General features: G+C 60.8%; 10 protein-coding genes. 3 read left to right on the top strand and 7 right to left on the bottom strand.

Annotated elements, in window-relative coordinates; translation table 11 throughout:
• Positions 1-322: 322 nt before the first annotated feature.
• On the top strand, positions 323-1,555 hold the full coding sequence (gene sstT, locus AB7M32_RS14220) for a serine/threonine transporter SstT (protein WP_454250259.1): 1,233 nt from the start codon (positions 323-325) through the stop codon (positions 1,553-1,555).
• Between the two features lie 171 nt (positions 1,556-1,726).
• On the opposite strand, the gene AB7M32_RS14215 is transcribed toward sstT, so the two are convergent.
• On the bottom strand, positions 1,727-2,236 hold the full coding sequence (locus tag AB7M32_RS14215; protein WP_060738333.1) for a DUF1993 domain-containing protein: 510 nt from the start codon (positions 2,234-2,236) through the stop codon (positions 1,727-1,729).
• Between the two features lie 130 nt (positions 2,237-2,366).
• Here AB7M32_RS14215 and AB7M32_RS14210 point away from each other — a divergent pair, with 130 nt between their 5' ends.
• A complete protein-coding gene (locus AB7M32_RS14210; RefSeq protein WP_053120815.1) occupies positions 2,367-3,014 on the top strand; it encodes a YceH family protein in 648 nt (215 codons plus the stop codon).
• A gap of 6 nt (positions 3,015-3,020) precedes the next feature.
• On the opposite strand, the gene AB7M32_RS14205 is transcribed toward AB7M32_RS14210, so the two are convergent.
• Positions 3,021-3,842 carry a shikimate 5-dehydrogenase gene (locus tag AB7M32_RS14205; RefSeq protein ID WP_454250258.1) on the bottom strand — a complete coding sequence of 274 codons (822 nt, stop codon included), beginning with the start codon at positions 3,840-3,842 and terminating at the stop codon, positions 3,021-3,023.
• Positions 3,843-4,102: 260 nt separating this feature from the next.
• On the opposite strand from AB7M32_RS14205, the gene AB7M32_RS14200 reads away from it, so the two are divergent.
• Positions 4,103-4,453 (top strand): hypothetical protein, encoded by a 351-nt coding sequence (locus AB7M32_RS14200; protein WP_063322141.1) that lies wholly within the window; start codon positions 4,103-4,105, stop codon positions 4,451-4,453.
• A gap of 79 nt (positions 4,454-4,532) precedes the next feature.
• Here the strand turns inward: AB7M32_RS14200 and AB7M32_RS14195 are convergent, their stop codons facing one another.
• The 5 genes from AB7M32_RS14195 to AB7M32_RS14175 all read right to left on the bottom strand — a co-directional run bounded on the left by AB7M32_RS14195 (position 4,533) and on the right by AB7M32_RS14175 (position 12,331).
• The gene (locus tag AB7M32_RS14195; protein ID WP_454250257.1) at positions 4,533-6,050 is read right to left on the bottom strand and encodes a nucleobase:cation symporter-2 family protein; all 1,518 of its coding nucleotides are present in this window, start codon (positions 6,048-6,050) and stop codon (positions 4,533-4,535) included.
• Between the two features lie 124 nt (positions 6,051-6,174).
• Positions 6,175-6,999: an arylamine N-acetyltransferase family protein gene (locus AB7M32_RS14190; RefSeq protein ID WP_454250256.1), complete on the bottom strand. Its 825-nt coding sequence runs from the start codon at positions 6,997-6,999 to the stop codon at positions 6,175-6,177.
• A 115-nt stretch (positions 7,000-7,114) separates the two neighbouring features.
• A complete protein-coding gene (xth, locus tag AB7M32_RS14185) occupies positions 7,115-7,909 on the bottom strand; it encodes an exodeoxyribonuclease III (protein ID WP_072405365.1) in 795 nt (264 codons plus the stop codon).
• Positions 7,910-7,978: 69 nt separating this feature from the next.
• Entirely contained in the window at positions 7,979-10,555 is a 2,577-nt protein-coding gene (locus tag AB7M32_RS14180) for a bifunctional diguanylate cyclase/phosphodiesterase (protein WP_454250255.1), read from the bottom strand.
• Positions 10,556-10,759: 204 nt separating this feature from the next.
• Complete coding sequence (locus AB7M32_RS14175; RefSeq protein WP_454250254.1) at positions 10,760-12,331, bottom strand: sensor domain-containing diguanylate cyclase; 1,572 nt, start codon at positions 12,329-12,331, stop codon at positions 10,760-10,762.
• Positions 12,332-12,647 lie beyond the last annotated feature (316 nt).

Genomic DNA, 12,647 nt, shown 5'->3' with positions numbered 1-12,647 from the left:
CTATGGCGAGGAGCAGCAACGCAGGATATGGGCTTCTGGCGCCGAACTTGACTAACAGAACTGACCACACAGGCCACTAAAGGCCCGCTGGCGGAAAGAAAGTGAGAACGACAAAGCCTAACAGAATGCGCGCCTCATACAAACGCTTGGCATGGCCCGGATAAGGGTGACGGACTGTCACAGGTCCGTCAGATTTTTCATCGGCTGTGATAAAGTCCGCGGCCTGCAAATGCCGTACTTTCTCTCGGTCCGCTCATGTGGCCTGCCCGCTTGTTGCCCTGATTGGTCGACCGTTGAACACAATAAAATCAGAGATGCCGCTATGACAGCTTCGTCCGTTACCCCTTTGCAACGCCTCAAACGCACCAGCCTGGTGACGCAAATCATCATTGGCCTGATCGCCGGTATTGTCCTGGCATGGCTGGCGCCCGACCTGGCGAAATCCACCGCATTCATTGGCAAGGTCTTCGTGTCCGCGCTCAAGGCTGTGGCGCCGATTTTGGTGTTCGTGCTGGTCATGGCGTCGATCGCCAACCATAAACACGGCCAGGAAACCCATATCCGTCCCATCCTGTTCCTCTACTTGCTGGGCACGTTCGCCGCGGCGGTGGTCGCGGTGGTTGCCAGCACCTTGTTTCCGTCCAGCCTGGTGCTGTCGACCCAAGACGTCGCGGTCACGGCGCCCGGTGGCATCAGCGAGGTGCTGCAAAGCCTGCTGCTGAGCGTGGTGGATAACCCGGTCCGGGCGCTGATGGACGGTAACTTCATCGGCATCCTGGCCTGGGCCATCGGCATGGGCATCGCCATTCGCCATGCGGGCCAGACCACGCGCACCGTGCTCGAAGACCTGTCCAACGGTGTCACCGTGATCGTGCGCCTGGTCATCCGCTTCGCCCCGCTGGGGATCTTCGGGCTGGTGGCTTCGACCCTGGCCACCTCCGGCTTCGGCGCCCTGCTCGGCTACTTGCAACTGCTCACCGTGCTGATCGGTTGCATGCTGTTCGTGGCGTTGGTGGTCAACCCACTCATCGTGTTCTGGAAACTGCGTCGCAACCCTTACCCACTGGTGTTCACCTGCCTGCGCGAAAGTGGCATCACGGCGTTTTTCACGCGCAGCTCGGCGGCGAATATTCCGGTGAACCTGGAACTGAGCAAACGCCTGGGCCTGCACGAAGACACCTATTCGGTATCGATCCCCCTGGGCGCGACCATCAATATGGCCGGCGCCGCCATCACCATCACCGTACTGACCCTGGCAGCCGTGCACACCCTGGGTATTGCGGTGGATCTGCCAACGGCCGTGCTGCTGAGCGTTGTCGCCGCCATTTGCGCGTGCGGTGCATCCGGGGTGGCTGGCGGTTCGCTGTTGCTGATTCCCCTGGCGTGCAGCCTGTTTGGCATTCCCAGTGAAATCGCCATGCAAGTGGTCGCGGTGGGTTTCATCATCGGTGTCCTGCAGGACTCGGCGGAGACAGCGTTGAACTCGTCGACGGATGTGCTGTTCACGGCAGCGGCATGCCTGGGTGAGGAAGAGAAGCTCGCACGTACGGCTTAACGACTGTGGCGGCTGTTTGGTCGCCATCGTCGGATCGCCGCCCGGAGCAAGCTCCTGTGAGAGCGAGCTTGCTCGCGATAGCGGCGGCAAACCCGCCGAGGATGTAACAGACAGCCACAAAAAAGCCCGGGAACGGCCCACACCGTCCCGGGCTTTTTCATGCCCGCGGGGTTAGAACGCGCCCATGTAATCGCGCTTGCCCACTTCCACGCCATTGTGGCGCAGCAATGCATAAGTGGTGGTGACGTGGAAGAAGAACTGCGGCAAGCCGTAGGTCAGCAGATAATTCTGGCCGCTGAAGCGTTTTTCCTTCGGCGTCCCCGGACGGGTAACGATTTCGATGCCTTCCTTGCCATCGATCTGCGCAGGGCTGATGCCGTCGATAAAGGCCAATACCTTGGCGATCAGGGCTTGCAGCTCGGCGAACGTGGTCTCGCTGTCCTCATACTTCGGCACCTCGACCTCGGCCAGGCGTGCGGACACACCCTTGGCGAAATCCACCGCGATCTGCACTTGGCGCACCAGCGGGAACATGTCCGGGTACAGGCGGGCTTGCAGGAAAGCGTTCGGGTCGATGTTCTTCGCGGTGGCGTGGGCTTCGGCCTTGTTCAGAACGTCGCTCAACGCGTTGAGCATCTGCTTGAAAACCGGGACGGAAGCGGCGTACAGGGAAATAGTCATGGCAATCTCATGCAGGTGGCAGGAAAGAATGAATCAAACGGCTGCGATTATAGCCACGCCTTGTTGCGCGGCTTGTCTTTTATTGCGCAAGGATTAGGCTAGGCGGCTTCCACAGCATAGGGAACGCGCGATGAGCATCGAAGAACAACAGCAGGCTGAAGAACCACGGCTCAATAGCACGGAAATCCGCATTCTCGGCGCGCTGGTCGAGAAACAGGCCACCAACCCCGAGACCTATCCGCTGACCCTCAACGCCCTGGTACTGGCCTGCAACCAGAAAACCAGCCGCGAACCGGTGATGAACCTCAACCCGGGCCAGGTCGGCCAGAGCCTGCGGGCGTTGGAAGGTCGCGGTTTTACCAAGCTGGTGATGGGCAGCCGCGCCGATCGCTGGGAGCATCGGGTCGACAAAGCCCTGGAGCTGGTACCGGCCCAAGTGGTCCTGATGGGCCTGCTGTTCCTGCGTGGCCCGCAAACGGTCAATGAGCTGTTGACCCGCAGCGGACGGATGCACGACTTCGAAGACGCCGAACAAGTGGTCCACCAGCTCGAACGTCTGATTGCCCGCGGCCTGGCGTTGCTGGTGCCACGCCAGGCCGGCCAGCGCGAAGACCGCTATGTGCACGCCATGGGCGACCCGGCGGACATCGAAGCGATTCTCGCCGCCCGCCAGCACCCGGTGGAGCGTGGCGCCGGCGGCGGTGTCTCGCTGGAACGCATCGAAGAGCTCGAAGCGCGGATAGCGGCACTGGAAGAACGCCTGGCGCGGCTGGAATAGCAGCGCTTACGCCGACCGGGCGAAGGCCACGGCCTTTTCGAATTGCTCCAGATTGGGCCGCACACCGGTGTACAGCACGAACTGCTCCAGGGCCTGGATCGCAATGACTTCCAACCCGGTGATGACCCGTTTGCCTTCGGCCCGGGCGCGTACGATCAGCGGCGTTTCCGACGGGATCGCCACCACATCGAACACGGTCTCGGCCGCGGCGATGGTCTCGGGTTCAAACGCCAACTGATCGGCTTCCGGGCCGCCGGTCATGCCGATCGGCGTGACGTTGATCAGCATCTGCGGCCGCCGGGCACCCAGTTGCGCTTGCCATTCATAGCCCAAGGACTCGGCCAGGGCTCGCCCGGTGGCTTCATTGCGGGCAACGATCAGCCCGTTCTGGTAGCCCCCATCGCGCAAGGCACTGGCCACCGCCTTGGCCATACCGCCGCTGCCGCGCAGGGCAAAGGTCGAACCCTGGGGCACGGCATGGCTTTGCAGCAACTGGGCGATGGCGATGTAGTCCGTGTTGTAGGCCTTCAGATGGCCGTTGGTGTTGACAATCGTGTTGATCGACTGGATCGCGGCGGCGGAAGGATCCAACTCGTCCACCAGGGCGATGCAGGCTTCCTTGAACGGCATCGACACACCGCAACCGCGAATGCCCAGCGCGCGGATGCCGCCCACCGCCCCAGCCAGGTCCTGGCTGCTGAACGCCTTGTAATAGAAGTTCAGCCCCAATTGTTCATACAGATAATTATGAAAGCGCAGGCCGAAGTTTCCGGGACGCCCCGAGAGCGACATGCACAGTTGGGTGTCTTTATTGGGATTGATCTGCATGCGTGTCTCCTTGCATTCACTTTCGGACAGACGGAAGCACCGCCGCCAAAGGTTTATTCGATGATGATACCGCCAGGCCCGGCCCGATTTCAGGCCGCTGGATGACGCGGCGCGGTAAAGAAAAGCGCTACAGACCTTACACAATATTTACCCAACGGCGTCGCAAATCCTGAAAAAATCGCTGTCATAGCAAGTATCCCCGCGACCCTCATCGGGTCTGTTGCAGACCACAGGCGCCGGGGCCGAAACGAGGAACAGCCATGAATCGTAGACTTCCCATCATCGCCCTGCTCATGGGGGCACTCGCGGTCACCGGCCAGGCATCCGCCCACGGTCGTGGTGGTTGGGAGGGGCCCGCCGTTTTTGGTGCCATCGTCGGTTCGGCCATCGTCGGCTCAGCCATCATCAACCGTGATCGGCCGGTGTATGTGCAGCAACCGGTCTATGTCCAGCCGCAGCCGGTCTACTACCAGGCCCCGCCACCGGTCTACTACCAGCCGCAGCCGGTGTATGTAGAGCGACCGATCTACTATCGTCCGGCGCCGGTGTATTACGGGCCACCACGGGGCTATTACTACGGCCCACCTCGGGGCCATTACGGCCGCTGGTAAACGGTTCCCGGGCTGCACAAAAAAGCCTGTGATCATTGATCACAGGCTTTTTCATGTCCGCTGGATAAACCGGTATTCGTCAGACGTGCTCGCTGCTTTTCAACCGGATCGGCCCATGCTCCACCGGCTCGTGAACAGGTTCTACCACGGGAATCTCGTTGCCATCACAATCATGCAGCTTGCCGTCACTGAAATAGTCGCCTTCGCGCAGCGCCGCCAGGTCCTGGTAGCGCAACACTCGCTCGGTGCCGGCGGCGAAGACTGACTGCTGGTCGGAATTGCCCGTGGTGAAGTGATTGAACGCCAGGTTCAGTACGATCGCCATGATTGCCGAAGAACTGATGCCCGAATGAAAGATGGTCGCGAACCAGCTCGGAAAATGGTCGTAGAAATTCGGCGCGGCAATAGGAATCATGCCGAAGCCGATGGAGGTGGCGACGATGATCAGGTTGACGTTGTTGCGGTAATCAACTTTCGACAGCGTGCGGATGCCGCTGGCAGCCACCGTGCCGAACAGCACGATACCGGCACCGCCCAGCACCGAGGTCGGCACTGCGGCGATCACCCGGCCCATGAACGGCAACAGGCCGAGCACCACCAGGAACACCCCACCGGTCGCCACCACGAAACGACTCTTGATTCCCGTCACGGCCACCAGCCCGACGTTCTGGGCAAAGGCACTCTGGGTGAAGGAACCGAAGATCGGCGCGATCATGCTCGACAGCATGTCAGCCCGCAAGCCGTTACCCAGGCGCCTGGAGTCGACTTTGGTGTCGATGATCTCGCCCACCGCCAGGATGTCGGCAGATGTTTCCACCAGGGTCACCATGATCACAATGCACATCGACAGGATCGCGGCGATATGGAACGTCGGCATGCCGAAATGGAACGGTGTCGGGAAGCCGAACATCGGGCCTTGGCTGACCGATGAAAAGTCCGCCATGCCGAGGAACACCGCGATGACCGTCCCCATGACCATCGCCAACAGAATCGACAACCGGGAGATGGTGGCGCTGCCCATTTTGCTCAGCAGCAGCACCAGCACCAGGGTCACTGCGGCCAGGCCAATGTTCGCCATGCTGCCAAAATCGGCGGCGTGGCTGTTGCCGCCCATCGCCCAACGCGCCGCCACCGGCATCAGGGTCAGGCCGATGGTGGTGATCACAATGCCAGTGACCAGTGGCGGAAAGAACCGGGTGATGCGTGAAAACACCGGGGTGATCAGCAGACCAATCAGCGACGCTGCGATCACCGCGCCGAGGATGGCTTGAAAGCCCCCTTCCCCTCCGCTGCCGACAATCGCCACCATGGTCGCGACGCCCGAAAACGACACGCCCTGCACCAAGGGTAATTGGCAGCCGAAAAACGGCAGGCCGAGGGTTTGCAGCAACGTGGCCAGGCCCCCCGCGAACAATGATGCGGCAATCAATAGGCCGATGTCCGCCGGCGAAAGCCCGGCCGCCTGGCCGATGATCAACGGTACGGCGACGATGCCACCGTACATGGTCAACACATGTTGCAGGCCGTAAGCCATATTCGCGCCGACGCCGAGGTTTTCGTCCTCGGGCCGTGGGAGTGAAACATGGGGCGTTTTCATGGTTCGGGGATTCCCTGTTTTTTGTTATGGGCACACTGTATTCAAAACTTAGGACAAATGTCCATAGAGTTGTATACAACTTACAGTATGCACATCCGGAACAGGCCTGCGGCCAACCGCCTTTTTATTCCTGGAGCAACCCCACAAGCGCGGGCCGCAACAGCTCCCGTGGCGGCACGCGCAGGCTGAACTCCTGTTCCAGCAGATCGATCAACTCATCGGCATCGATGATCACCCGCCGTTCGCTCTCCTGCCCCATGCGGTGCACGGCGTAGCTGTTGCCGTTCAAGGTCTTGCGCAATCCGTCACCCGTGCGGGCCACCATCAACCGGCCCATGAACGGCGACTCCGGATGGTTGCAGACGTACCAATTGCCGACGATGTAGTCGATGTCTTCCTGGCGTTGCAGGTCGAACAGGTACATCGGCCGCCATTCGCCAGCAACGTTGGCGCGCAACAGATAGCCGTCCGCAGGGGTCTCGATGCGGTACGGTTCATGGGGCGTTAACTGGGTCTCACGGCTGTCCAGCAGCAGCGGCGCGGTGGGCACCATGCCGCCAAAACCGACGTCGGTGATGTAGCGCACACCACCGATCGTCACCAGGCTCAGCCGATGGGTCCGGGCAGGCCAGGCGCCCTCAGGCGCATTCATCACCACGCGCCCAGTGATACCGCGGGCATCGAAACCCAATGCCTGCAACAGCGCCAGGAACAACTGGTTGAGTTCATAGCAATAGCCACCACGCCCCTCTTCAAAAACCTTGCGCTCGACCGATTCAAGGTCGATGGGCACAGGCTGACGCAGCAACGTCGACAGGGTTTCAAAGGGGAATTCAGCGGTGTGGCGCCATTGCAGCTGGCGCAAGGTGTCGAGCGTCGGCGCCGGCGGCGCGTCGAAACCCAGACGCCGCAAATAACGGGTCGTATCGCTCAGTTGGGGATGACTCATGGCGGGTGTCCTTTTCCGGGGTCGGCCAGCGCTCACAACAAGCGCACGGCTCATGGGCGCAGGTATAAGGCATTCCCTTCACAGAGACAACAATCGACCGGGACACCCTGCCACGTCAGCGCCGTTTACGCGAAGCCAGCCGGATCCAGGTGGGCGCATGGTCGCTGGGGTGGGGCTGGTTCCGGACCCAGGCATCCACGCCACCTTCGCTCAGGTAGGCGCTGGCGACCGGGTTGAGCAGCAGATGATCGATGCGCAGTCCGGAGTTCTTTTGCCAGTGCTGGCGGAAATAATCCCAGAAGGTATAGAGGCGCTCGTCCGGATACAGATGGCGCAGCGAATCGGTCCAGCCCTGGTCCAGCAACCGCTGGTAACACTCGCGGCTTTCGGGCTGCAACAGCGCATCCTTGAGCCAGGAGCGCGGGTTGTAGATGTCCATGTCGGTGGGCACCACATTATAGTCACCGGCGAGCACCACGGGATGGTCACTGGCCTGCAGCCCCTGGGCGTATTCGATCAGCCGTTCGAACCAGGCCAACTTGTAGTCGAACTTGGGACCCGGTTGCGGATTGCCGTTGGGCAAGTAAAGGCACCCCACCAGCACACCGTGCACCGCCGCCTCCAGATAGCGACTGTGGCTGTCGTCATCCCCGCCGGGCAGGCCACGGCGGCTCTCCAACGGCTGCGCGTCACGGGCCAGGATCGCGACACCGTTCCAGGACGCCTGCCCGTGCCAGATTGCCCCGTACCCCACCGATTCCAGCTCTGCCGCCGGGAAATCCTTGTCCACTGCCTTGAGTTCCTGCAAGCAGACAATGTCGGGTTTTTCCCGCTCTAGCCATTCCAGCAGGTTGGGCAGCCGTGCCCGGATGCCATTGATGTTGAAGGTCGCGATCCGCAGGTTTTTCATAGGGCCAACACTCGAAATGCCACGTCACTAGCTGTGACCGGCAACCGGACGCGGTGGTTGCAACGATCTTCATGAGCCTGTTTTCGGCAAGGGCTTGCCGTTCTCCAGCAACTGCGCGAAGGCGTGTTTGTCGATCGGCCGACTGAGGAAATATCCCTGCACTTCATGGCACTGGTCCGAGCCCAATGAACCGAGCTGGGCCAGGGTCTCCACGCCTTCGGCGGTGACCGTCAGCCCCATGGCCTTGCCCAGGTTGATGATCGCCTGCACCACCGCGCGGTCGTTGCTGCTGTTGCTCATGGAAGCGATGAAGCGCTTGTCGATCTTGATGCCGTCGAATGGATAGGTGCGCAGGTAACCGAGGGACGAATAACCGGTACCGAAGTCGTCCATGTTCAAGCGCACGCCCAGCTCCTTCAGGGCATTCATGACCTGGAGCGCCCCATCCACGTCGTTGAGCATGACGTTTTCAGTGATCTCGAGCTCCAGGCGGCTCGCCGGGAAACGGGTTTCGATCAGCGCCTTGCGCACATCTTCCACCACATCGCTGCGCTCGAACTGCGCCGGCGACAGGTTGACCGAAACCATCAGTTCCCCCGGCCAGGTCAGCGCGGTTTCGCAGGCCTCGCGCAACACCCAACGAGAAAGCGGGACGATCAGGTCGGTTTGCTCGGCCAAAGGAATAAAGGCATCAGGGCCCAACATGCCTTGGGTCGGATGCTGCCAGCGAACCAAGGCCTCGACCGCCACGATATTGCGCCCATCGACGGTGTAGCGCGGCTGGAAATGCAGGATGAATTCGTTGTTCTTCACGGCTTGGCGCAAATCGCTTTCCAGTTGGCGACGCTGCTGAATCTGATCGTTCATTTGCGAGGCGAAATAACACCAGGTTTTCTTGCCCTCGGACTTGGCCTGGTACAAGGCAATGTCGGCGCAACGGATCAGTTCACCGGGCACATAACCCTGGCGGCGGCTCACCGCGATACCGATGCTGGCGCCAATGTGCAGCGAATGGGTTTCGTAGAGGATCGGTTGCTGCAGCCTGTCGATCAGCCGCTCACAGAATCGATCGATCTCGTTGGTGTTTTCCACTCCGCTGAGCACCACCACGAACTCATCGCCCCCCAGGCGCGCCACCAGGTCTTGCTCGCGGGTACCGTCGCGCAACCGCTGGGCCACTTCCAGTAATACCGCGTCGCCGGCCGGATGACCGAGGGAGTCGTTGATCGGCTTGAAGTTGTCCAGGTCCACCATCAGCAACGCCAGGGGGGCGGAATGCTCCTTGGCCACCAGCGCATCATCCAGGTGCCGCGCCAGCTTGTTGCGGTTTGGCAAACCGGTCAGCGCATCGTGCATCGACAGATGCTGGACCTGGGCGTGGGCCGCCACTTCGTCGGTGATGTCACTGGCGGTGCCGCGATAACCCACCACCTCGGCCTTGCTGTAGATCGGGCGCGCCGACACCCGACAGAAGCGCAACTGCCCGGAATGATCGCGGTAGGAGCAGCGCAAGTTGCTGGCGCTCTGTTCTTCCGTCAGCTTGCCTAACCAGAGGGCGATTGGCGTGGTGTCGCAATACAACAACTGCTCGATGTCCTGCCCCAGCCATTGCTGGTCGGAAAACCCGGTGACCGTACTGAAGCGCCCCGACAGATAAGTGATGCGCTGCTGACCGTCGATTTCCCAGATCCAGTCGGAGGCGGCCTCGGCCACGGCCCGGAAGCGCTCTTCGCTGGCCTCAAGGGCGTGCGCCGATCTTTCCAGGCTGTCGTAACTGGCGTCCACGTGCCGTGCCGTGCGCAATGCATAGCGAAAAAAGTAAGCGGTCAGCAGTGCCAGAATCAGCAATGCGCCCCCCAGCGGCGGCACCAGGGACCAGAGCAAGTGCTGGCCCGGACGTTCCAGTCGGGACACCAGGCTGTAGCCGGTACTGTCCAGCGGCACGGCGGGCTGGCCGGGCTCAAGTTCGGTATCCTTCTTCAGATTCAAATCGATGAGGCCATAGCTCTTGCCCAGTTTGCGTAGCTTGACGGGCGTCAGCTGGTCGACGAACAACAGGACCGAGGTGCCTTTGGCCTCGACCTGGGGCCGTTCATCGTTGGGCAGAATCACCGAAGCAGTAACGACGGCCGGCCAGCCCTCGAACAACGTGTAACGGATCGTCGCCATTGTCAGGTCGGGCTGCGCCTGGAGCTGGTCCACCAGCTCCGTGAGCGGTGCGTTCACGTAAACCCCGGCATCACCTTGGACATTGCGCCCACGCACCACGGCATATTTGGTGCGTTGCCGATCGATGACAAACACGCCTTCGTACTCATCGTTGGTGAACAGGGTCTTGCCCATGTTTTGTTCGGCGTAGGCCCATTGCACATCGACTTCACCGTTGAGGCGCTCGTAGCCCGTGGTCCAGTAGGCATAACTGGCGATGTAGTTTTTCGAAGCAGTGATGCGATTCTCGAGGGCGCGTTCGATATAGAAATGCGTCTTGCGCACATCCTCCGCGTCGAGCTTTTGCGCAATGTTGAACAGCGCGGCAATCGCCACCAGGACACCCAGGACAAACAGCCCCGCGACGGCCACGACCAGGCGACGGGTAATCGGGGTATGACGTGCAGTGCTCGAAGGGGTATCGGCAGTGGAATCCATTGACCTGCTCCTATCCTGTCAACGCTGGCTTCGATACCTGGAAAGGTGAGGACCGAGGCCAGTCACTCCCAACCTTAGCAGCCACTACTCGATCAGTTGGCGAGCCCACGGTCTTTTGCGAAAGAGCCTACACACCTTTTGAAGGTCACCAGCGCGATGCCTGAATAGTTGACCGTGGCCCACGGCCGATGATTCCAATCGATCTCAACGATCCGAGCGCGCCAACGTATCGAGCCCGTTTTCTGTCGATAACACCGCCACCCGGTTGCGGCCATTGTGCTTGGCCTGGTAAAGCGCCGCATCGGCGCGCTGGATGAAGACTTCGATGTTGTCCAGGCTGCTGGGCACAAAGGCATAGCAGCCCAGACTCACCGTGAGAAAGCCGGTCGGGGAGCCGGAATGGGTGATGTGCTTGTCGATGACGCTGCGGCGGATCTGCTCGGCCAACGCCATGGCCCCCGAAAGGTTGGTGTCGGGCAGCAGTACGGCAAATTCTTCGCCGCCATACCGTACCGCCAGATCGGCCTTGCGATGGCAGCAATCCTTGAGCACCTTGGCCACTTCCGCCAGGCAGTGATCCCCGGCCACGTGCCCATAGGCGTCGTTGTAGCGTTTGAAAAAATCGATGTCGAGCATGATCAGGCTCAAGGGACTGCGCTGACGAGCGCCCCGACCGAACTCGATATCCAGGGCCCGTTCGAACAGACGCCGGTTCGCCAGCCCGGTGAGGCTGTCATGGGTGGCGATCAGTTCCAACGCCTCCTGCGCCTTGCGCAAGTCCGCTTCGATCTTTTCGCTGTTGCGTACCTGGCGCACGAAGACCCAGCCGAACAAGCAAATGCCCAGGACCACCAGGCCCACGATGAGGCTGGATTGGAAAGCCCGGTCGTGCCAGCCCGCCAGGATCGATTCTTCGGACAGCGCGGCGGTGACCACCAACGGGTAAGCCTGTAAATGTTGATGCCCATACAGCCTGACGACACCGTCGACATCTGAACGGATGATCGCATCGCCAGACATTCCTCTCGAGAGGGCATGGTTGTAGATATGTTCCTCGGCCAACGGGCGACCAATCCGCGCCTCATCGAAGGGGCGCCGGGCCAACAGCGTCCCGTCGGCCAAAGCCAGGGCCATCTCGCCTTGCTCATCCAGGCTGAAGCTTTTGAAGAACCGGTCGAAGTAGGACATTTTGATGCCGGCCAGCAACACGCCCTGGAAGTTGCCGTCGCGGTCATTCAAGCGCCGGGAAACCGGGATGATCCACTCACCGTTTTGCCGGCTGCGGATCGCCGGACCGATATGGGCGATCAGGGAGGCGTTCTGCTGGTGGAAAACGAAATAGTCTCGATCCGCCACTCCTGCGCCCCTGTGCAGGTCGTCGAAGGAGGTAGTGATCCAGTGGCCGTGCTTGTCGAACAGGAACAGGCCATGCAACTGCTCAAGCGATTGCACGCGTCGGGCGAAGGTTTGCTGCAAACGTGGCTGAACCGCAGGACCAAAACCGTCGACCTGCATCCAATCCGCCAGACTGGCCAGGACCAGATCGGCCTGGAGGAAGGTGTCCTGGGCCTGCTGGGCCATGGCCCGGGTAAGGGTGGCCGAGGCGATGCGGGCCGACTCCACGTCGTGGTTGCGAGATTGCTCCAACTGCAGGTAAAGCAAACCGCACAGGCACAGGCACACTGCCGCGATAAACGTAACTGCGGCTTTGAGCAGCGGCAGGCGTTTCAGGGCATCGGCAGGGATATGAAAAGGATCGTAGATGGAGATTGGCAAGCGAATTCCTGAAGAGGGCAAAGCATGCGCGAATTCGCGCATAACCCCCAATATTCGTGAGCTTAGCCTACCGCTTGTGAGGCGGCAATTTGCCTGTGCAGTGGAGCCGATGGGTGGCTGGAGTGGATCCAAAAAACCGCCCCTGTGCCAGCAAAAATGCCCGCTTCAGAACGAAGAAATTTCCGCTTGTCGAAGGGGGCTGCCGAAGGCAGCGATCTTTTGATCTTGATCTTGATGGTTCACTTTCGACTCAATTGTCTGGGACAAGATCGCAGCCTCGTTGCACTCGACAGCTCCTACACGGGGCAAGCTCCCC

It is taken from the genome of Pseudomonas sp. R151218B TE3479, from assembly GCF_053629195.1.
Note: the sequence above shows the minus strand (reverse complement) of the source record. Positions and strands in the feature narration are given on the sequence as shown.